At 38.6% G+C, this 20,633-nt stretch carries 22 protein-coding genes; 14 read left to right on the forward strand and 8 right to left on the reverse strand.

The features are described from left to right. Positions 1 to 163: 163 nt before the first annotated feature. Positions 164 to 2,320: an ATP-dependent Clp protease ATP-binding subunit gene (locus tag BN2425_RS05210; protein ID WP_042455927.1), complete on the reverse strand. Its 2,157-nt coding sequence runs from the start codon at positions 2,318 to 2,320 to the stop codon at positions 164 to 166. A 188-nt stretch (positions 2,321 to 2,508) separates the two neighbouring features. Here BN2425_RS05210 and BN2425_RS05215 point away from each other — a divergent pair, with 188 nt between their 5' ends. Next, positions 2,509 to 3,579 (forward strand): YkvI family membrane protein, encoded by a 1,071-nt coding sequence (locus BN2425_RS05215; protein WP_042455929.1) that lies wholly within the window; start codon positions 2,509 to 2,511, stop codon positions 3,577 to 3,579. Positions 3,580 to 3,588: 9 nt separating this feature from the next. Here BN2425_RS05215 and BN2425_RS05220 read toward each other — a convergent pair whose 3' ends face one another. Then, positions 3,589 to 4,200, reverse strand: a complete 612-nt coding sequence (locus BN2425_RS05220; RefSeq protein WP_042455932.1) for a CPBP family intramembrane glutamic endopeptidase — start codon at positions 4,198 to 4,200, stop codon at positions 3,589 to 3,591. Positions 4,201 to 4,341: 141 nt separating this feature from the next. Here BN2425_RS05220 and BN2425_RS22950 point away from each other — a divergent pair, with 141 nt between their 5' ends. Next, positions 4,342 to 4,461: a DUF6254 family protein gene (locus BN2425_RS22950; protein ID WP_235714572.1), complete on the forward strand. Its 120-nt coding sequence runs from the start codon at positions 4,342 to 4,344 to the stop codon at positions 4,459 to 4,461. A gap of 62 nt (positions 4,462 to 4,523) precedes the next feature. Here BN2425_RS22950 and BN2425_RS05225 read toward each other — a convergent pair whose 3' ends face one another. Next, positions 4,524 to 4,718: a YkvS family protein gene (locus tag BN2425_RS05225; RefSeq protein WP_042455935.1), complete on the reverse strand. Its 195-nt coding sequence runs from the start codon at positions 4,716 to 4,718 to the stop codon at positions 4,524 to 4,526. Positions 4,719 to 4,926: 208 nt separating this feature from the next. Here BN2425_RS05225 and BN2425_RS05230 point away from each other — a divergent pair, with 208 nt between their 5' ends. The 6 genes from BN2425_RS05230 to ptsP all read left to right on the forward strand — a co-directional run bounded on the left by BN2425_RS05230 (position 4,927) and on the right by ptsP (position 10,788). Further along, positions 4,927 to 5,121: a hypothetical protein gene (locus BN2425_RS05230; RefSeq protein WP_042455938.1), complete on the forward strand. Its 195-nt coding sequence runs from the start codon at positions 4,927 to 4,929 to the stop codon at positions 5,119 to 5,121. 111 nt (positions 5,122 to 5,232) lie between these two features. After that, positions 5,233 to 6,186: an AAA family ATPase gene (locus BN2425_RS05235; RefSeq protein WP_042455941.1), complete on the forward strand. Its 954-nt coding sequence runs from the start codon at positions 5,233 to 5,235 to the stop codon at positions 6,184 to 6,186. Then, entirely contained in the window at positions 6,183 to 7,379 is a 1,197-nt protein-coding gene (locus BN2425_RS05240) for a DUF58 domain-containing protein (protein WP_042455944.1), read from the forward strand. The genes BN2425_RS05235 and BN2425_RS05240 overlap by 4 nt, the downstream gene beginning before the upstream one ends. Beyond that, positions 7,376 to 8,578, forward strand: a complete 1,203-nt coding sequence (locus BN2425_RS05245) for a hypothetical protein (protein ID WP_042455947.1) — start codon at positions 7,376 to 7,378, stop codon at positions 8,576 to 8,578. Before BN2425_RS05240 ends, BN2425_RS05245 begins: the two co-directional genes overlap by 4 nt. A 231-nt stretch (positions 8,579 to 8,809) precedes the next feature. After that, a complete protein-coding gene (locus BN2425_RS05250; protein WP_042455949.1) occupies positions 8,810 to 9,076 on the forward strand; it encodes a phosphocarrier protein HPr in 267 nt (88 codons plus the stop codon). Further along, positions 9,076 to 10,788 (forward strand): phosphoenolpyruvate--protein phosphotransferase, encoded by a 1,713-nt coding sequence (ptsP, locus tag BN2425_RS05255; protein ID WP_042455952.1) that lies wholly within the window; start codon positions 9,076 to 9,078, stop codon positions 10,786 to 10,788. The genes BN2425_RS05250 and ptsP overlap by 1 nt, the downstream gene beginning before the upstream one ends. A 439-nt stretch (positions 10,789 to 11,227) precedes the next feature. Here the strand turns inward: ptsP and BN2425_RS22705 are convergent, their stop codons facing one another. Then, entirely contained in the window at positions 11,228 to 11,374 is a 147-nt protein-coding gene (locus BN2425_RS22705; protein WP_195891902.1) for a hypothetical protein, read from the reverse strand. A gap of 313 nt (positions 11,375 to 11,687) precedes the next feature. On the opposite strand from BN2425_RS22705, the gene BN2425_RS05260 reads away from it, so the two are divergent. The 5 genes from BN2425_RS05260 (at position 11,688) to BN2425_RS05280 (ending at position 15,024) form a co-directional block, all read left to right on the forward strand. After that, on the forward strand, positions 11,688 to 12,323 hold the full coding sequence (locus BN2425_RS05260; protein WP_042455955.1) for an FMN-dependent NADH-azoreductase: 636 nt from the start codon (positions 11,688 to 11,690) through the stop codon (positions 12,321 to 12,323). A gap of 101 nt (positions 12,324 to 12,424) precedes the next feature. After that, positions 12,425 to 13,210 (forward strand): SDR family oxidoreductase, encoded by a 786-nt coding sequence (locus tag BN2425_RS05265; RefSeq protein ID WP_042455958.1) that lies wholly within the window; start codon positions 12,425 to 12,427, stop codon positions 13,208 to 13,210. An 80-nt stretch (positions 13,211 to 13,290) separates the two neighbouring features. Next, positions 13,291 to 13,764, forward strand: coding sequence for a hypothetical protein (locus tag BN2425_RS05270; protein WP_154663464.1), 474 nt, complete (start codon positions 13,291 to 13,293; stop codon positions 13,762 to 13,764). A 114-nt stretch (positions 13,765 to 13,878) separates the two neighbouring features. Further along, on the forward strand, positions 13,879 to 14,757 hold the full coding sequence (locus BN2425_RS05275) for an NAD(P)-dependent oxidoreductase (protein WP_042455961.1): 879 nt from the start codon (positions 13,879 to 13,881) through the stop codon (positions 14,755 to 14,757). A gap of 81 nt (positions 14,758 to 14,838) precedes the next feature. Beyond that, positions 14,839 to 15,024, forward strand: a complete 186-nt coding sequence (locus BN2425_RS05280) for a hypothetical protein (protein WP_042455963.1) — start codon at positions 14,839 to 14,841, stop codon at positions 15,022 to 15,024. Positions 15,025 to 15,094: 70 nt separating this feature from the next. Here BN2425_RS05280 and BN2425_RS05285 read toward each other — a convergent pair whose 3' ends face one another. The 3 genes from BN2425_RS05285 to BN2425_RS05295 all read right to left on the reverse strand — a co-directional run bounded on the left by BN2425_RS05285 (position 15,095) and on the right by BN2425_RS05295 (position 17,235). Then, entirely contained in the window at positions 15,095 to 16,246 is a 1,152-nt protein-coding gene (locus BN2425_RS05285; RefSeq protein ID WP_042455965.1) for an aminotransferase A, read from the reverse strand. A gap of 138 nt (positions 16,247 to 16,384) precedes the next feature. Next, a complete protein-coding gene (locus tag BN2425_RS05290) occupies positions 16,385 to 16,585 on the reverse strand; it encodes a hypothetical protein (RefSeq protein ID WP_042455967.1) in 201 nt (66 codons plus the stop codon). 155 nt (positions 16,586 to 16,740) lie between these two features. Then, on the reverse strand, positions 16,741 to 17,235 hold the full coding sequence (locus tag BN2425_RS05295) for a YkyB family protein (RefSeq protein ID WP_081798011.1): 495 nt from the start codon (positions 17,233 to 17,235) through the stop codon (positions 16,741 to 16,743). Between the two features lie 253 nt (positions 17,236 to 17,488). On the opposite strand from BN2425_RS05295, the gene BN2425_RS05300 reads away from it, so the two are divergent. After that, a complete protein-coding gene (locus BN2425_RS05300) occupies positions 17,489 to 19,624 on the forward strand; it encodes a sensor domain-containing protein (protein ID WP_235714573.1) in 2,136 nt (711 codons plus the stop codon). 32 nt (positions 19,625 to 19,656) lie between these two features. Here the strand turns inward: BN2425_RS05300 and BN2425_RS05305 are convergent, their stop codons facing one another. Further along, complete coding sequence (locus tag BN2425_RS05305) at positions 19,657 to 20,538, reverse strand: metallophosphoesterase (protein WP_042456093.1); 882 nt, start codon at positions 20,536 to 20,538, stop codon at positions 19,657 to 19,659. Positions 20,539 to 20,633 lie beyond the last annotated feature (95 nt).

Consider the following 20,633-nt stretch of genomic DNA (forward strand, 5'->3'; position numbering starts at 1 on the left):
GGGCGGACTCTTTAGGTTTAAACAATGCCATTCACCTCATTAATAATCTATTGTTAATGATATTATATCATATTAACGCGGTGAACTGTTAAAGTAATTAGATGTAATAAGAGGCTGCCGAAGGGTTTTTCGACAGCCTGAGCGAAGCCAGGCTTCGCTTTTTTTATTGAACTTCTATGGAATCTGCAGTCACTTTTAACTCGCCGTTTTCTAAAATGGCTGTTAGTTTGTTCACTTCTGGCTGATCAAGGATATAGTCAGCTATTTTATCCTCCAACTGTTCTTGGATGACACGTCTTAATGGGCGTGCACCAAAGGCAGGGTGGTAACCAAGCTCTGCCAATTTTTCCTTGACATCGCCAGTAATCGATAGCTCAATATTTTGTTCTATTAAAGTTTCTTGAAGCTCATTTACCATTAAATCAACGATTGATAAAATATGCTCTTTATCAAGTGAATTGAATTCAATAATGCTGTCGAAACGGTTTAAGAATTCTGGCTTAAAGAAGCTGCCGAGTGAATCGAGAATATTTGCCTCCTCTATTGCATCGCTGGCTCCAAAGCCTACATGGATGGGCTTATACCCTGTACCAGCATTACTTGTCATGATGATGACAGTATCTTTAAAGCTTACCACTCTTCCTTGGCTGTCCGTAAGCCGGCCGTCTTCAAGAATTTGCAGAAACATATGCTGCACATCAGGATGCGCTTTTTCAATCTCGTCCAACAGAATAATGCTGTATGGGTTTCGGCGCACTTTTTCGGTAAGCTGGCCTGCTTCTTCATGGCCAACATAACCTGGAGGTGAACCAATTAATTTTGAAACACTGTGTTTTTCCATGTATTCGCTCATGTCGAGGCGAATCATCGAGTCTTTAGTGCCAAATAATTCTTCAGCTAATGTTTTGGTTAATTCCGTTTTACCAACACCTGTTGGCCCGACAAACAGGAAGGAACCAATTGGGCGGTTTTTGGATTTTAAACCGGCACGGCTGCGACGGATGGCTTTCGACACTTTATGGACCGCTTTTTCCTGGCCAATTACCATTTTATTTAAAGATTCTTCAAGTTCTTTCATTTTGACCTGTTCATCGTGCTGTAATTTTCCAACTGGTATGCCTGTTTTTTGTTCCACAATCTCTTGGATAAGGGAAACTGTGACAACAGGTCGTTCGGAACTGAAGTCATCATTTAAGGCTTTCTCCAGTTTTGCTTCTTCATCCCGTAGTTTTGCGGCTTGTTCATAATACTCTTGTTTCAGCGCATCCTCTTTTTCCGAAGCGATTTCTTTTAGGCGTGTCTCAATATGTTCCTTGCTCTTGTAATCAGATGTTAGGTTTAATTTAGAACCGGCTTCATCCATTAAATCAATCGCTTTATCCGGCAAGAAGCGGTCTTGGATATATCGTTGTGATAATTGGACGCAAGCCTTGATGGCTTCATCTGAAAAAGTCACTTCATGGAAATCTTCATACTTACTCTGCAGTCCTTTTAATATTTCAACAGCTGCATCTTCGCTAGGCTCTTGGATATGAACCGGCTGGAAGCGTCGTTCAAGGGCAGCATCTTTTTCAATTTGGCGATACTCTTTTAACGTGGTGGCGCCCACTACATGCAATTCACCTCGGGCAAGAGCTGGTTTTAATATATTGCCTGCATCCATTGAGCCTTCGGCGGACCCAGCACCAACAAGTAAATGAATTTCATCGATAAACAGGATAATGTTTTTCCGCTCTTGTAATTCGGTGATTAACTGCTTCATTCTTTCTTCGAATTGACCGCGTATACCCGTATTGGCAACAAGAGAAGCAACATCCAATAAATAGATTTGCTTATTTTGGAGTTTTGCCGGTACATCGCCTTCAGCTATTTTTAAGGCCAAGCCTTCGGCAATCGCCGTTTTACCAACACCTGGTTCACCGATTAACACAGGATTATTTTTATTCCTTCTATTTAAAATTTCAATGACTTGCTTGATCTCTTTATCACGGCCGATCACAGGGTCAATTAAGCCTGCCTGCGCCATTTGTGTCAGGTTTCGGCCAAATTGATTAATAAATCCTCCATGGGAAGACTGTGACCCTGCTTGTGACTGCAACTGTCCTGTCATGCCATGGTCGGCCCCCTTAGCTGCGTTTTGGAATAAATCCTCAAAAGGGGAACCGGTGAAAGGATTAAAGTTCATCCCAAATCCGGAGCCTAATGCTTGTTTTTCCTTCGCATAGCAATCATGGCAAAGGATGATCTCTTTTTGGTGTCCGTTAACATTCATTTTTAATTGCACATTTGCTTGATTTTGATGGCATCGTTGACAAAGCATAATCATACCTCCATGTTATTATTGCTTTTACTAATTTGACTTTGACTATCTTTGACCTTATGTCTACAGTATACTCTGACCTTTTTTGACTTTCAAGAGATTTGCCTAAAGAATTTGTTTCCAATTGAGGTAAAAGCTCGTCATTGTTTGTCCCTTTATTCATATATTGATGATAAGGGGGAGATGGTGTGAGAAAGAACTGGAACCAGGCCTTTCAAATTGCGGCAGTTTATGTCGGAACGGTTGTTGGAGCGGGATTTGCTACCGGAAGGGAAATTGTTGAGTTCTTTTCCCGGTTTGGTTTCTTTGGCTTCATAAGTATATTAATGAGCGGATATCTTTTTATTATGCTTGGCTCGAAACTAATGCGGACAGCTGCACATATTGGCGCAAAATCCTATCAGGAGTTTAATACCTATTTATTTGGTAAATGGGCAGGTACTGTCATCAATTTGTTTATGCTTTTTATGCTCCTTGGGGTAAGTGCGGTAATGCTGTCAGGAGCAGGAGCGGTTTTTGAAGAACAACTAGGTCTGTCCAAAAATATCGGGGTTTTTCTAACAATCATACTTTCTTATATTGTCATGTTGGTAGGTTCAAAGGGGTTATTTGCTGTCAATACGTTTGTGGTGCCATTAATGATTGGATTTAGTTTATTTTTAATGGTCTTATCACTTAAAATGCCGAATTTCATGCCGCAATTATTATATATTCCACATGCGGAGGACGGTTGGAAAACGGTAATATCCCCGTTTTCTTATGCAGCCTTAAACCTCGGGCTGGCACAGGCTGTTCTAGTGCCAATAGCCACTGAAGTAAAGGATGACTGGACAATCAAATGGGGAGGGATTTTGGGGGGACTGGCACTAACAGTTATATTAATTGGAAGCCATTTTACACTGATTATGCTGCCCAACTTGGAATTATATCAAATTCCGATGGCCATTATTATGAAAACCCATGCCCCGTATTTGTATAGTATTTTTGTGTTAATTATCTATGGAGAGATATTTACATCTGTAATAGGGAACGTTTTTGGGCTTGACAGACAATTGCAGCAGTACCAAAAGGTTCCTGCGATGATTTCAGTGACAGCTATTTTCACGGTTTCTTACCTCATTAGTCTGGTCAATTACGGTACCCTATTGTCGTATCTTTATCCTTTATTTGGATACATATGTATGACTTTTTTTGTTTTGCTCTGGATGAAGCCGTTTCCGCCATCAGACAAATCAAATAAAAAGCAGCTGCCGTTTTAGGAGCTGCATCTATTTTAAAGGTAAAAGGATAAAAATCATGATGTCAAAAATGATATGGGAGACAATTACCAAAGGCATACTTTTTTTCCAATAATATAAAAATCCCCATGCTAACCCTGACAGAAGGGCAGCAAGCATGAGTAATAAAGAACCTGAGTAGACATGGACGGAAGTATATAGGACAGAACCTATTATAATTCCCCAGACAGGTTTAGTATAACTCATTATTTTTTTTTGGATAAATCCTCGCCAAAATAGTTCTTCCCCTGGGGCAGCCACTAATATGAGGGCAAGATATTCCCAGAAAATGGATGGGGCATACCATTTATAAAGCCGCCTAATTTCTTTCGCAATTGGTATGTCCATTATATGCATAACTTTTATACCTAACCAAAAAATAAAATACAATAGTATCCCCGAAACAAGCCCATATAGGAAATACCGAAAAAAGGATAGTTGGTCATCGACCTCTCCTTGATACATGGCGTAGGCAATTAAAATCAGGATAGATCCTGAAAAGATATACCAAAATATCGACTTATCATGAAAGGAAAAGTAAATAAGTACATGAGCAAGTAGAAAACCGACAATAAGACGAAAGTCAAGGAACAGTTTTTTCATGCTTTCAGCTCCTTTTAAAAATCAATAAAATTCATTTTAACAAATTATACTTAAAAAGAAAATGAATTCATTCACCATTTTAACCAAATACTTAAATCGTAACGGGGATTATAAAAAAATTATAGGGAAGGAGTGGACCCATTGAGTAAATCGAAACGTCAAGAAGAAAGAGAGTGGGCAATAAGAAAACAGGACCAGCAACCTCACGGAAAAGTACAATCTTTTAAACAACTGTCAAAAGATACAGACCAAGAAAAGTAGTATAAAAAACAATAGGCTGACCCTCTAAAAAGGGTCAGCCAGTAATGCCTAACATGATTAGTTTATCCGTGTAAAGCGCTTTCTTTAATAACCTTATAATTTTTATGATTTACAACTGTCCGCTGATCTAGTTCTAAATCACGATAATTATCCATATATGTTAAGTCAACAATCACCGAGTTCTCATTCACCTTTTCTACTATACCTTGAAGGCCGTCACGGAATTCTATGATATTCCCTACTTCTGCTCTTTTCAAATTGCCTCTCTCCTTTATCAAACTATTAACTATTTACATAACAGTTTGCACCATTTTAATTCATTCGTAAAGGGATTATTTTTACAATTTCGTTAATTCCTACAATTATTTTATGATACATAAGAAAGCCTTATCATTTTTTGCGTAATTATAGTGGCTTATCAATGCGCAATTAAGTTAAAATAACGTTGGAAAGGAGGCAGTTAAGGTGAATGAAGAACAAGTGAATGACATACTGAACCAGCTAATGGAGGGGGACCTGTCCGAGTATTTTGTGAAAAATGAAGATTTTATGGATTTTCGTAAGGTCCTTGTCAAACGCGAGGATTTTAAACATTTTCGCGGGATCGCCCAAAGGAATGGGGATGTTCTCTATCAGTATCTAAAAGAACCAAGGAGTTAGCTCAGGACCATAGATTAAAGGTCCTGTTTTTTTATAACAAAAGGTATGGGAATATTCTCAAATTTTGGTAAAATGAAGAGTGCGGTTCACATCACAATAGGAGATGAAGGAATGCAGTTAAGTGAAAAAATAAACCGACTAAAGCAGGAAATTGGAAAGGTGATTATTGGAAAGGATGCTGAGGTAGAATTAATGGCCATTTCCCTATTATTTAATGGGCATATATTACTTGAGAGTGTACCGGGCACAGGAAAAACCATGCTTGCCAAAAGCTTTGCGACCGCAATTGGCGGCAAATTCTCCAGGATTCAATTCACTCCAGATGTATTGCCTAGCGATATCACGGGAATTCAGTTTTTTAATCCAAAAATACAAGAATTTGAATTACGTCCTGGTCCAATTTTGGCGAATATTGTTCTAGCAGATGAGATTAATCGGGCCACCCCTAGAACACAGTCAAGTTTATTAGAGGTTATGGAAGAGAGGCAAGTAACAATCGATGGTATTACGCTCCCATTGCAGATGCCGTTTATGGTTATTGCCACACAGAATCCAGTAGAATCACAACAGGGAACATTCCCGCTGCCAGCAGCCCAAATGGACCGATTTTTTATGAAGTTAAAAGTGGACTACCCTTCTTATGAGGATGAAAGGAAAATGTTGCAAATTCAGCGCGGAAAACGAAGTTACGACAAAGAAGTGACGCAGGTATTTAGTACGGAGGATTTCGAACAACTAAAAACTGCTGTTTTCGATACCCAGATTTCAGAAGACATTGAAGCCTTTTTACTATCTATTGTTAGAGAAACGCGCAATCACCATGATATCGAATTGGGCATCAGTCCAAGAGGAACTTTAGCGCTTATGAGGGCTTCACAGGGAAAGGCATTTTTAAGTGGCCGCAGCTTTGTCATTCCCGATGATGTGAAATTTGTCGCCCCTTTTGTATTAGGCCATCGGATCCACCTATCCATTGAAGGTTCGTTAACCAAAACACCAGAGGAAGTGATTGCTGAAATTGTTGATTTGATAGACGTTCCAGTGGAAGCAGGTGCAAATGGATGAAATGGAACAAATACGTAATGGAGGAGGGGAAAATTTCCGGTATCATCGGGTTGGCGATCCTCCTGATTCTAATTAGCCTATACATGCAATCCAAACTTGTACTGTTTATCGCTGTCTTCTTTCTTTCGGCAGTCATAGTGAACCGTGTTTATCTTAAAAAGGCAGGGGATCAGTTTTACTTCGAAAATATAAATGATAAAAGCCGGCTGTTTATTAACGAAAAAGGAAAATGGATGTTAAAATTTCAAAACGTAGGTGTTCCTATCTTAAGTGGTGAATTAAGAATCACATTTGACCACTTCGTTGCTCCTAAAGGAAGTTATACAAGTTCAAGCCTGTCAATACATGAAGTTAGTGTTCCTTTTACATTATTTACCCATCAGACTAAGGAAATTTACATTCCTATTTCCGCTGAGTTAAGAGGAATAGCAAAAATTCATAAACTTGAAGTACATATACCAAGTTTATTTGGCTTTGGTGAAACTCGATTAGAATTTGCAGAATTTATCAAGCAGCAGGCGGTTGTTTATCCGAAACCAATTCCTGTTAAAGGGTTAAAGGAGCAATTGTCAATCACACCCGGAGACAGCCCGGTTTCCTATTCTATTTATGAACAGCGAAATGGTCAAATTGGAACAAGAAACTATATCCCTTCGGACAGCTTCAATCAAATTCACTGGAAGGCCACGGCTAAAAGGCAAGTTCTTCAAACCAAAATATTTGAAAAAGTCACTGAAAAAGGGGTAACAATCTCCCTCAATATTTCGAATGGGCACTCAATCACGGGACAGCTTGAAGGATACTTAAGCAGTATTACTCAATTTGCATACTTCGCATTTAAAAGCTGCATTCCTTATTCGTTATGCATAAACGTACGGACTGCAGGGAAGATCCCGTTTATTTATTTGCCGAAAGGAGAAGGAAAAGAGCATTTGCAAAGAGTTCTGGAGACTCTGGCATCAATAAGTATTTATAGTACAAGTATTCCATATCAGGTCATGCTCTCTTATTTGCAGCGCCATTTGGCGTGTCAGCCTGTATTAATACACGCTGGTATCCTTACAAACGAGGCAAATCAACGGCTGCTAATTGAATCCCAAAAAGGAGTCCAACTGCTAGAGTTAACAGTAGATAACGAGCAAGGGATGCTAACGGCATTAATGAACGGTGATGGAAAAAGGAGGGCCCAATGATCAAACAGCTTGCACTCCGAACCTATCAGTTTAGTCTTGAATTATTCACTGTCATCTTGTTCTTATTTTTATTTTATATCTATAAAAAAGAGTTACCTCCGATTTACCTTTTGCTATTTTTATGTTTTTGCAGCTTTATTGTTTTTAACATCTTCCTTGAAAAAGTTCAAACGAAAGCAAAATATGGTTATTTTTTCCTGATTGTTCCCCTAACCCTAATTGTTGGGAGGGCCGGTGGGGTACCGCTGTTTATCCTTGTTCTTTTAGGAATATTTATTTATTGGCGGGGAGTTTCCTTCTTTGAAGAGATGCTACAGTCTAACCAAGTATTGCAGCTATTGTTAGCTTTTTTAATTGGCATGGTGACAGCTATTTATGCAGCTATGGGGGATTATCCCTACCAAAGTGCTCTAATCTATTTTCTTATATTCCAACTGATTTTTAACCTGATTGGCAGCTTTTTTAATAGGTGGATTACCATTACTAATGACAAAGTAAAATTTGTTCTTTACTTTGGCAAACTCCTATTGCTCATTACAGGAGTAGGATTCGTGGTTACCTTCCTTTATAAAGTAATTCAAATCGGCTTTTTTGGAACCCTGCAGTCAATGGCGTGGCTCTTTTCTAGTCTCGTTGTTCCGGCTTATAACCTGTTTCATTTTATATTAAGCTTGTCTAAACAGGATGACTATGAATTTAAACCGAAGCCTGCAAAATTTTCAGGCGGAGCGGGGGAATATACACGCCACTCCTTTTCTATTCCAGAAGAAATAATAATTATTTTCTTAACGCTAATTATCGCTGTTATTGTGTACTTTGTGATAAAAAGAAAATTTAGAAAATCCAGTATATCTGATCATTCATTGTCCTCCTTGGAGATTATGCAAGGAATTAATATCGATACCAAGCCAACCCAAAAGAGGAAGAATCGGAAACCGCCTGCAGATCATATACGAAGAGAAATCTTCGAATTAGAAAGATTTACTGCAAAGCTCCATTTAGGGCGTTTGCCTAATGAAACGTTAGGGGAATGGTGGGAGAGGGTAGGTGTCACTGATTCAGAAAAAACAAAGGAGATTTATGAAAAGGTCCGTTATGGCGAGGAAAATGCCTCAATGGAGGATCAAAGCATCGTGAGACGGGAAATGTTTAATTTGAAGCATCGATTAAAAGAACGCAGTAAAAATCTTAGCAAATAGTGTAATGATTTTGAATAATCGATGTAGTTAGGGTATTTATTGCTAAAATCATGCATAATACAAAAAGAATTAATTTTTCGTTCAATATTTCACAAAATTTGAGTCTTTCTAGTTGTCGAGATGCATCGAAAAATGCTATTCTATCACTTGTATGAAATGGCTGAACAAAGCCAAAATAGAAAAAGGTAATTCCCTTTTTGCTGATTTTATTTTAAAGGAGATTGATTGAAGATGGCAGAAAAAACATTTCAAGTAATTGCTGACACCGGAATTCACGCAAGACCGGCTACATTATTAGTACAAACAGCAAGCAGATATAATTCAGAAGTTTCATTAGAGTATAAAGGGAAGACAGTTAATTTAAAATCAATTATGGGTGTAATGTCATTGGGAATCGGTAAAGGAGCAGATATTAAAATCATTGCTGAAGGCAGCGACGCTGATGATGCATTGAATAGCTTAGAAGAACTTCTTAAAAAGGAAGGTTTGGCTGAATAATGGCATTTTTAAACGGGATTGCCGCATCAAATGGTATTGCTATTGCTAAAGCGTACCGACTAGTAGAACCAGATCTTTCTTTTGATAAAACAACGATCGAGAATCCTTCTGCTGAAGTGGAACGGTTTCGCAATGCCATTGCAAAGGCAAAGTCAGAACTAGAAGTGATTCGTGATCGGGCAAAGGTAGACCTTGGTCCTGACAAGGCAGCAATTTTTGAAGCTCATTTGCTTGTTTTAAGCGACCCAGAATTAAATTCACCCATTGAAGATAAAATTCAAGCAGAAAAGGTAAACGCGGAATCCGCCCTTAAGGAAACGGCAGATATGTTCGTCATGATGTTTGAACAAATGGATAATGAGTACATGAAGGAACGTGCGGCAGATATCCGCGATGTAACCAAACGAGTATTGGCCCATTTGTTAGGCGTGCAATTACCAAACCCAAGCATGATTGCGGAAGAGGTCATTATTGTTTCTGAGGACTTAACCCCATCAGATACGGCTCAATTAAACCGTCAATTTGTAAAAGGGTTTACGACCAATATTGGCGGTCGCACTTCACATTCTGCCATTATGGCCCGTTCTTTGGAAATACCGGCAGTTGTTGGAACAAAAAGTGCAACAGAGGAAATTAATAATGGAGATTTAGTCATTGTTGACGGGCTAAAAGGGGAAGTACATATTAACCCAACTCCAGAATTAGTGGCAGAATACCGGAATGTTCATGAACAATTTGAAAAGCAAAAAGCGGAATGGGCGAAACTGATCAATGAACCTTCAGTTTCTGCGGATGGTCACCATGTTGAGCTAGTAGCCAATATTGGTACTCCTAAGGATTTAAAAGGTGTTATTGAAAATGGCGGAGAAGGTGTCGGATTATATCGTACTGAGTTCCTTTACATGGGAAGAGACCAGATGCCGTCAGAAGAAGAGCAGTTTGAGGCTTATAAGGCTGTGTTGGAAGGAATGGCTGGCAAGCCTGTGGTTGTCCGGACATTGGATATTGGCGGGGATAAAGAACTGCCATATTTAAACCTTCCTAAAGAGATGAATCCATTCCTAGGATTCCGCGCGATTCGCTTATGTTTGGAAGAACAAGACATATTCCGTACTCAACTTCGTGCCCTTCTTAGAGCAAGCAACTATGGAAATTTGAAAATCATGTTCCCGATGATTGCCACATTAGGAGAGTTTCGTGATGCCAAGGCTATTTTGGAAGAAGAAAAACAAAAGTTGGTAGCCGAAGGACAAACAGTTTCTGATCACATCGAATTGGGAATTATGGTAGAAATCCCCTCTACAGCTGTGCTTGCAGACCAATTTGCTAAAGAAGTTGATTTCTTTAGTATTGGAACAAACGACTTGATTCAATATACAATGGCTGCAGACCGTATGAACCAGCGTGTTTCTTATCTATATCAACCATATAGCCCATCTATTTTACGGTTGGTAAAAATGGTGATTGATGCAGCTCATGCCGAAGGTAAATGGGCTGGCATGTGTGGCGAAATGGCTGGAGATGAAACAGCTATTCCGTTACTATTAGGTCTAGGACTGGATGAATTTTCAATGAGTGCGACTTCCATATTAAAGGCTCGTTCACTAATTAAGAATTTGAAGAAATCAGATATGGAAAAACTTGCGCAAGAAGTTATCAATATGCAAACTACCGACCAAGTCATTGCTGCTGTCAATGCTGCTGTTAAATAGGTTAGATAAACAAAAAGACTGGCTAGTTAAGCCAGTCTCAGACTGTCGATCAATCCGAAAAATCGGTTGGGCGACAGTCTTTTTTTTTTGCTAGTTTTATGGGCAGTTGATTTACACTCCAGGAGCGTTTTGCGGACTTTAGGGCGTTGCGGTTGAGCCTTCTTGGCTGAAGCGCTGCAGGGGTATTCCCTGTTTCGTACTACCTCAGGAGTTTTCGCCGCCTTCCGCTCCAATCAACAGAGTTTTTTCTACCAGTGCAAATTTAAAAAGGTATAATTCTCATCATTATGGAGATTATACCTTTTTTACTATTATTTTTAGAGACTATTTTTACTTGTCTGATGTTGACGTGGTTGAACGTTCAAAATAAGCCATTCTTTTTTTATTCATTAAAAAAGGATTTGCCGTTTGACAAATCCATCCCAATCCGTATTTCGACCTATTCCTCTGCATCAAGCGAATAAGGGTTTTTACCAATATTTTTGCGCATTTCATCTGTCATTAAGAAAGGCTCATTTACAGCATGAGTAATTTCTGTAGGGCTAGGCTGCAAACTTCCATCATAATGGAAAGGCTTTTGTTCCATGCTAAATTCACCTCCATGTACGTTTATCTTGTTCAAATTCGAGACAAATTACTTATCTTAATCCCTTACTTTTTCCTCTTTTATTGTGAAAAAGTAATTTTTTGAAAGGTCTTTCTGCCTATGATTATACACTATTAGTCCTATTTGCAACATGAATATTTTGAATAATAGTAAAAAATTATTTTTTCAAAATCCGCCTCCTCATTCATAAAAAATTTATTTTTGAATTAAAGAATTTTTCTCGGTTAATATCCCAACATTCGTTTCAAACTAGAATGAAGAATAAACATTAATGATGAAAGGGGTTTTACAAGTGGCGCAGGTATTGTACATTACAGCACACCCTCACGATGAGACCCAATCGTATAGTATGGCAGTGGGGAAGTCATTTATTGAGACGTACAAACAAGTAAATCCTAACGATGAGATCATCCACCTTGATCTATATAAGGAGAATATCCCCTATATCGATGCCGATGTGTTTAGCGGTTGGGGAAAGCTCCGTTCAGGGCAGTCATTTGATGAGCTTTCAGCTGAAGAAAAGGCAAAAGTCGGCAGGCTAAATGAACTAAGTGACCAGTTTGTCGCAGCTGATAAGTATGTTTTTGTTACACCATTATGGAATTTTTCTTTTCCGCCTATTATGAAGGCATATCTAGATTCTGTTGCCGTTGCCGGTAAAACGTTTAAATATACGCAAGAGGGGCCTATCGGCCTACTAACAGGCAAGAAAGCGTTGCATATTCAGGCGAGAGGCGGTTTTTATTCAGAAGGCCCTGCAGCGGATCTGGAAATGGGACATCGTTATATAAGCATTATGATGAGTTTCTTTGGTATTCCAACGCTTGAGGGATTGTTTATTGAAGGACATAATGCTGTTCCTGATAAGGCCGAGGAAATCAAGGCAAATGCCATTGCACGGGCAAAAGATTTCGCCCATACTTTTTAACAGAAAATAAAGAGCGGGACACAATGTCCCGCTCTTTATTTTCTGAGTAATCATCCATTTGATGTATAATAAATTTATGAAAAAAGGAGGAGGAAAAATTGATGGACTTGAATTTAAAGGGAAAAGCTGCCATTGTTGCAGCCTCGAGCCAAGGACTAGGGTTTGCGATTGCGGAAAGATTAATCAGGGAAGGCGCCAATGTCGTTATTTCCGGGCGTGATGAAAGTAAATTGAAGCAGAAAGCAGAAATTCTTAATGGTATAGGAAATGGCCAGGCTATTTATCAGAAGACCGATATAAAAAAGAGTGATGATATAAAGCAGCTCATTACGTTTACTAAGGAAACTTTCGGGCGAATTGATATGCTAGTCAATAATGCAGGAGGTCCTCCGGCAGGCTCGTTTGAGGAATTGTCTGACGAAGAATGGCAGGCTTCGTTTGAATTAAATCTATTATCCTATATACGTCTGATAAGGGAAGCACTCCCTTATTTAAAACAGCGGGGCGGGAAAATCGTAAACATTGCCTCTTCTTCTATTAAGGAGCCAATTCCCGGCTTAATACTCTCGAATACCTTTAGAACGGGGATTATTGGACTTTCCAAAACGCTTGCCTCAGAACTAGCTCCTTATAATGTACTGATTAATACGATAGCACCTGGTCGGATTGCAACAGACAGGGTAAAGCACCTTGATCATATAAATGCTGCCAAACAAGGATTAGAGATTGAAGAAATCGAGGCTCAAGCTAAGTCAGCCATACCGTTGAAACGGTACGGTACACCGGAAGAATTTGCAAATGTCGCGGCATTTCTACTATCAGATGCCAACACATATATGACAGGCAGTGCATTTTTAGTAGATGGCGGAATGGTCAAATCAATATAAGCAATCAAGACTTTTAATCTCTTTAGATGTTTATTTGCGGAAATAATTGGCAATGGTAAACATGTAAAGGGGTGTTAGCTGTGGTGGCCAATAGTCGAATCATCTTATTAATATTTATGTTTTTTGCTGGTTTTACCTCGATATCAGGATGCAGTCAAATCTTTTCCAATGAGTTAATTGTTAACCGATATGCAGATGCCTTACTAACCAAAAATAATGAGCTTCAATTTAGATTTCGAATTAATAACGAAATCCTAGAAGGGCATGAATTATATAAGGTAAAGGTAACTATACATGATGAAAAGCTTGCTGCTGCAATTGGAAAGCAGGAAATTATTTATGGCGAGGATCAGGTATTAAATGGAGAATATATTGATGTAAAAGGTAGAAGCGAAAAATATATTTTTATGGACCCGATTATCCTGAAACATGATTTACATATTCATGAACTGCGCAATATGATTGAAAATAATCATGCAGTTTCAATAGAGGTTTATAACAATAAAGAAGTATTTGGCAGGGTATATCTTACTAATTTTTCATCAGAATTATAAAGGGATTACCATTCTTACACCGGACATGTTAGATGTACCGGTCTTTTTATTGTCATTGCTCCTTGCTGACGTGCTAAAATGGATTAGAAATTTGTAGTGAAAGGATCGATTATTTTGCTTACACCGGAAAATACGGTAGTTGGTTTTATTGGAACGGGTGTTATGGGGAAAAGTATGGCTGCACACATAATAAAAGCTGGTTATTCCTTAATCGTTTATTCCCGAACGAAGCAAAAGGCTGCAGAATTACTAGATAAAGGGGCAGTTTGGGCGGAAACACCGAAAGAAGTAGCAGAGAAGGCATCAGTAATAATTACTATGGTTGGTTATCCAGCCGATGTTGAAGAAGTGTACCTTGGGGAAGCCGGATTAATTCCGCACGGTAGGACCGGCACTTATCTTATTGATATGACAACATCCTCGCCGTCGCTTGCTGTTAGAATTTCTGAAGAGGCCGTGAAAAGGGGAATTCAGGCATTGGATGCGCCTGTTTCTGGAGGAGATATTGGAGCTAGAGATGGAAAACTCTCCATCATGATTGGCGGAGATGAAGCAGCTGTTGAGGCAGTACTTCCAATCCTTCAGCTTCTTGGAACAAATATTGTCCATCAAGGCAAGGCTGGTGCAGGACAGCATACAAAGATGTGCAATCAAATTGCCATAGCAACCAATATGATAGGGGTTTGTGAGGCCATTATTTATGCTGAAAAAGCAGGACTTGACCCGGAAACGGTTTTAAAAAGTATCACCACAGGTGCAGCTGGAAGCTGGTCATTAAGCAATTTGGCTCCAAGGATGTTAAAGGGAGACTTTAAACCCGGCTTTTACATAAAACATTTTATTAAGGATATGAAAATCGCCCTAGACGAAGCGGAACAAATGGGAATGGCAGTACCTGGCTTAGCATTGGCAAAAACACTTTATGACCAATTAGTTGAGCGTGGGGAAGAAAATAGCGGTACGCAGGCACTTTATAAATATTGGAATAGCTAAAGTTACCCCTAGGGCACAAACTGGAAAGCATAATAACCCCCTATACTATTGAAACTAATGATAGATAGGGGGGAATAACCGATGGCAAAACGAACAAAAAAGAACGATCCACAACAAAAGAACAAAAAAGGCTTTGATTCAGCGGTTATAAATTCTGAATTTGCTCATGAAATGGGAGCAGCCGATACCAATAAAATTCATCATGATAAGGCAAAAAAGGTTAAAGCAGCTAAAAATAACGGGAAGTATAAAGGGATGAACCCATAAGGGAATGTGAAAAAAATGAAGAGGCTGGACCCAAAAGATCATTTCTCCGTTACCTTTTGGGACAGCCTCTTTATTTGTTCTCGAGGAATTTTTCGATTCGGTCCAATCCTTCTTGCAAATTAATCAGTGAACATGCAAAAGAAATCCGAAAATACCCCTCGCCATAATCTGAAAAAGCACTACCAGGAACGACGGCTACTTTAGCTTTGTTAGCAAGTTCCAGTGCGAAGTCAAAACTGTTCATTGCAATCCGATCGGGAATTTTTACAAAGAAATAAAACGCACCATCTGGTAGTACGGTTTGTAGTCCCATACCGAGTAACCGCTTATACACATAATCCCTTCTAGACTGATATTCTTTCCTCATGACTAGGGCATCATTAATCCCCACCGTCAGAGCTTCATATGCCGCCTTTTGAGCAATTGAATTTGCACATGAGACATTATATTGATGAACTTTTAAGATATGCTTCACAAGGGTTTCGTGAGCGTATAAGAACCCAATTCTCCAACCAGTCATCGAATGGGATTTGGATAACCCATTTATGACTATTGTCTGCTCCTTTAGGTAGCCGGCAATAGATGTATGAACATGATTGTAGGTTAGCTCACTGTATATTTCATCAGCTAGGATAAAGATGTCCTTGCCTCTTACAAAATCGGCGATTTCCTTTAATTCAGCATCAGTGAGGCTGACACCAGTGGGATTTGATGGGTAGGGCAGCACAATACAGCGGGTTTTTTCAGTAATAAACGGTTTCATGGTTTCTAACGTAAACCGAAATTGATTGTCCCGAATATCTACATGGACAGGCTTAGCACCCATCATCTTGATTACCGGTTCATATCCAGGGTATACCGGACCCGGCAATAATACTTCGGTTCCCTCTGTCAGTATAGTGCGAAATGCTATATCGATAGCTTCACTTGCCCCTAACGTTACAATTATTTCTGATTCGGGGTTATAGTTAAGATTATACTTTTCAGCAGCAAAACGACAAGCTGCCATTCTTAATTCCAGGGTCCCCGCATTATGCGTATAGGAAGTAAAGTTATCTTCTATTGCTTTTATACCGGCCTGTTTGACGTGTTCCGGGGTAGGAAAATCAGGCTGGCCAATTGTAAAGGAAATCATCCCTTCCACATTAGCAACCATATTGGAAAATTTCCTAATTCCCGATATTTCAATACTTTTAACTCGATTATTTATTAGATGCTCCAACGGTTGTCCATCCTTCCCAAAAGAGAAACTCTCCTTTAGAATTTTATGATAACAATATCTTAGCTGCAATTGATTTTACCATAAAAATGAAAAACAGTCCGCCAAAGCGGACTGTTTTAGCACTATATGACATATATGTTAATATCCATATTCCCAATCTACTTCATCGGGATGCCAATATACCGGAGAAACGGCTCCTAAATTTACTATTTTATCTTCCAGCTTACAGCTGCATGTTTTACATCCGCATTGATCCTTAATTTCTTGAAAGACGGAAATATCAATATCCTCAATAAAAGTTACATTTTCTTCTTTGAATAGTATGGCAGTACCACTCATGTGAAACACCCCTTGAAAAAATAGTATTACCTTTATGAGTTTATTGTATAGCCGTTGCAATAAGCCGTCTATATGGTTGTGACAACGTTCACAAATTGCTCAAAAAGAATCTTCGTGAAAATGCAGGTTAAGATTTTTTTAAGTCATCCATTTTTTTAGGAATATCTTTCGCCTAATTTCTTAAAGATTGGTTTCTGATAGGTTTGTTTTTTTCGTTGATTTGTTGGATTTTGATCCTGTTCCGTAATTCCTGTATAAGACTGCAGGATGGTCTTAGCGGTATGGAGTGAAAGGGATGCCTTTGGATTTCTTACCCGGTTATCTAATTTTCCAAGATGAGGAAGATTGATAAAGTCCATTTTGGTAGGGGGTATATGGAAAAGATACATTCCGCATTCCACCAAAACATCAGATTGCTGCTGGCTGTTTCGGGGATTCTTAGAAAAATGCAGACCGATTTTTTTGGCTTTACCTTCTTGAATTAACTTTTTTAATGATTCTTGCTTTAGTTTGTAAAGAAATTTGGGGTTCGGTGCTGTCTTTGCATGACGATTCACGATAAAGACTGCTTGTGCGAGGGTATCAATGGTTAGACTCGTTTTGTTTAGGGGGAATTTCTGATCGGGATTCAAAATTTGAGCTCCTTTCATTTCATAAAAAATACAAATTTATTATAACGTTATTTCATAAAAATAGGAATATAACTATTAGTATTTTTACACCAAACATAGTGTTTTTTTACTATTAACCGATATTTTTGCCGATTTTTCCTAAGATAATTCAAAATTGTAATAAATTTTTGCAAAATAATCAATTATTTCTATTCTTAATTACATTCTCCCAATTTCATTGTAAAATATTAATTATAATAAGGGAATTTAGTTTTTAAGGAAAACAAAATTTATGGACTTTGAGGAACGTGACATGACCCATATGAATCAGTTTCTTTCAAATGTATTAGTTGAAGGTAAAGCAGGTCAGAGAATGCAAAAAATTATTTTTGATATTATTTTTCAACATATACAGGATATGGTTTTTGTTATGAAAGTGGAAAAGGGGCCGCTTTTTCGTTATTTGTTTATTAATGAAGCGGGAATGCAAAAGGCAAACTTATCATTGGAGGTAATTGGCAAGACCTTTCAAGAGGTTTTACCTATGAATCGAGCTTCTATGCTTCAACAGAAATATGAGAAAATACTAAAAGTCAATGGCGTTGTAAAATTTGATGACCATTTCTTTTATAATGGACAATATGAAGTATATGGTGAAACGATTCTTACTCCGATATATAGCGATGTTAACGAGATTAGTTTCGTGGTTGGGGTGACTAGAGATGTCACGGAAAGAACGTTAGAGAATAAAAAGATTGCCCGAAATGAGCAGAGGTACCATTCTATAGTTGATAATAATCTAGATGCGATTTTTATGATTAATCCATTAGGGAAAATTCTAGAGGCCAATCCAGCTGCCGTTATGCTGACCGGTTACTCTGAGAAACAAATGACCTCAAGGTCGATATATGATTTAATCCATGATGCTGATTTAGATAAAATCAAGGGACTGATAGAAAAGACGTGTTCGGGGTACTCACTAGAAACGTTAGATTGCAGAGTTACTCATAGTAAAGGACAGCAGCTCATTGTTCATATTAAAACCGCACCTATTGTGATTCATGGAGAAATAGACGGGCTATTCGTAATCTTGAAAGATTTATCAGAACAAGCCAAAAATATGGAACTAATTAAATATATGGCGTTTCATGACCAATTAACAGGATTGTATAATCGCAGGACTCTGCTAGAACACTTAAATGCACATATCTATTCACCTGTAAAGAATTCACAAGAATTTGCACTTATTTCTATTGATTTAGATCGGTTTAAACACCTAAATGATACGCTCGGCCACTTGGCTGGAGACGAAATATTGAAAGGTGTAGCCAGCCGGTTATCCCAGTTGCAAAATAATCAATGCTACGTTTACCGGATTGGCGGCGACGAATTTAATATTTTACTGCTTAATACAACAAGAAAAGCAGCGGGCATATTTGTCAGTAAGGTTTTTACCTTGTTTTCACAATCTTTCTATTTCAATTCTCAAGAATATTTTATTTCTCCTAGCATCGGTATTAGTATGTATCCCTTGGATGGAAGGGACGCTGAAATGTTGATAAAGAATGCGGATGAGGCCCTATTTCGTGTAAAGGAAAGAGGTAAGGCGCATTACCAATTTTATCGGACGGATATGAATTCTGTTTTTACTAATGTGGTTACCCTAGAAACACAGCTTCGAAAGGCAATTGAAAAAGGGGAGCTTTGTTTGTTTTATCAACCCCAAGTAAATGTCAGGAACGGAGAAGTTAAAAGCTGTGAGGCCCTTCTTCGGTGGAAAAATAAAGATCTTGGATATATCCCTCCAAGTGTTTTTATTCCATTGGCGGAAGACACTGGCCTTATTATTTCAATTGGATATTGGGTCATTGAACAAGCTTGCAGCCAGTTAAAGCGTTGGAATGATCAAGGGTATTTAGATATCCGTGTGGCCATTAATATATCACCAAAGCAGTTTCAACAGCCAAATCTTGTCCCGTTTATCGAATGGGCAATGGAAAAATATCAAATCGCTCCTGCTTCATTGGAAATAGAAATAACTGAGGGAGCGATGAGGGATACAAATGAGACCATTCCCATCTTAATCAAATTAAAAAAGCTGGGGATTTCTATTGCGGTTGATGATTTTGGCACAGGTTATTCCTCATTAAGTTATTTGAAACAGTTTCCAATTGATGGATTAAAAATCGACCAATCGTTCATAAAGGATATATTAACAGATGCGAAGGATGCTGCTATAACCACCACAATTATTCATCTGGGGAAAAGTCTTGGACTAGAGGTAATCGCAGAGGGAGTTGAAAACCAACTTCAGAAGGATGTCCTATTAGCAGCCGGTTGTCATAAAATTCAGGGATATTATTACTCCAGGCCGATTCCGGCGGATGAACTGGAGTCTCAAGTTTTTATGTCCCATCACTCAAAATAACAAGAGGCTGAATGGTTTAGCAATTTGCTTACCTATTCAGTCTCTTTTTCTGATTTCATGGTAAATACGGTTAATTCTGGCCTTGCCATGAATCGAAAGGGGAGTCTGGTAGTCCCAATTCCGCGGTTTACGTACAGAGTAAGTTGATGCCCCGATCCGATTGTGTAGAGCCCTTCCGGGTAGATTTGGCCAAAAGGTGGTGTAACTAAGGCCCCAGCAAACGGAAGTTTGACCTGGCCGCCATGACTGTGGCCGCTGATTTGCCAATGGATATGATATTGGGCAGCAATATCCGCGAGGTCGGGGGCATGGGAAAGCAACAGTTTAAATTGGTGTTCGGGAATGTTTTTTTGGGCTTTTGAAAAATCCGGTTTCCCCAGCATGGCGTCATCTATGCCAAGTAAGCAAATACTGCTCCCATCTGACAGCTTAATTTGTTCGGATTGGTTCAACAGTACAGTGAAATTTGTAGTTTCCATTACATTGCGATAGAGTTCAGAGCCATACCCCCCATGGTCATGGTTACCAAAGATACAGTATTTTCCCAAAGGAGCAGTTAGGTCATCCAATAGTGGGATGAGTTCATTAATCTGCATAAATCTATTTGGCTCGTCCATTAAATCACCAGTAAAGAAAATAATGTCAGGAGTTAGTTGTTTAATTATTTTGGTTAACTTGCGAAATTGGGAAAGAGAATAATGAAAGCCCAAGTGGGTATCGCTAAATTGTACTATTTTAACTCCATTGAAACTGCTAGGGATTAATGGATGTGTCATTTCAATTTCTTGAATATCAAGAAGGTATGGCCCAATTTGATTGGCATATATGTAGCAACCTGAACCTAGTCCAATAGCGGTTAGAATGGCTCCGGTGGTTCGCTTTAAGAATATTCTTCTTGTCCATTTTTGAGGCATCATGAACAACCCCCTTTAGAAATTATAAAAAATGGCAAATTATCATCGTTACACTTTCTCAAGTTCGTGTGTTTTGCAGAAAAAGGTTATATAAG

Origin of the sequence: Neobacillus dielmonensis (assembly GCF_000612665.1) — a bacterium.
GTDB lineage: Bacteria > Bacillota > Bacilli > Bacillales > Cytobacillaceae > Neobacillus > Neobacillus dielmonensis.

Excerpts from the sequence above, each read along its gene's own strand:
- BN2425_RS05305 (WP_042456093.1), bottom strand. The coding sequence starts at position 20,538 with ATGCCTCAAAAATGGACAAGAAGAATATTCTTAAAGCGAACCACCGGA.
- BN2425_RS05300 (WP_235714573.1), top strand. The coding sequence starts at position 17,489 with ATGGACTTTGAGGAACGTGACATGACCCATATGAATCAGTTTCTTTCA.
- BN2425_RS05240 (WP_042455944.1), top strand. The coding sequence starts at position 6,183 with ATGAAATGGAACAAATACGTAATGGAGGAGGGGAAAATTTCCGGTATC.
- ptsP (WP_042455952.1), top strand. The coding sequence starts at position 9,076 with ATGGCATTTTTAAACGGGATTGCCGCATCAAATGGTATTGCTATTGCT.
- BN2425_RS05210 (WP_042455927.1), bottom strand. The coding sequence starts at position 2,320 with ATGCTTTGTCAACGATGCCATCAAAATCAAGCAAATGTGCAATTAAAA.
- BN2425_RS05295 (WP_081798011.1), bottom strand. The coding sequence starts at position 17,235 with ATGAAAGGAGCTCAAATTTTGAATCCCGATCAGAAATTCCCCCTAAAC.
- BN2425_RS22705 (WP_195891902.1), bottom strand. The coding sequence starts at position 11,374 with ATGGAACAAAAGCCTTTCCATTATGATGGAAGTTTGCAGCCTAGCCCT.
- BN2425_RS05250 (WP_042455949.1), top strand. The coding sequence starts at position 8,810 with ATGGCAGAAAAAACATTTCAAGTAATTGCTGACACCGGAATTCACGCA.
- BN2425_RS05290 (WP_042455967.1), bottom strand. The coding sequence starts at position 16,585 with ATGAGTGGTACTGCCATACTATTCAAAGAAGAAAATGTAACTTTTATT.
- BN2425_RS05235 (WP_042455941.1), top strand. The coding sequence starts at position 5,233 with ATGCAGTTAAGTGAAAAAATAAACCGACTAAAGCAGGAAATTGGAAAG.
- BN2425_RS05265 (WP_042455958.1), top strand. The coding sequence starts at position 12,425 with ATGGACTTGAATTTAAAGGGAAAAGCTGCCATTGTTGCAGCCTCGAGC.
- BN2425_RS05220 (WP_042455932.1), bottom strand. The coding sequence starts at position 4,200 with ATGAAAAAACTGTTCCTTGACTTTCGTCTTATTGTCGGTTTTCTACTT.
- BN2425_RS05280 (WP_042455963.1), top strand. The coding sequence starts at position 14,839 with ATGGCAAAACGAACAAAAAAGAACGATCCACAACAAAAGAACAAAAAA.
- BN2425_RS05245 (WP_042455947.1), top strand. The coding sequence starts at position 7,376 with ATGATCAAACAGCTTGCACTCCGAACCTATCAGTTTAGTCTTGAATTA.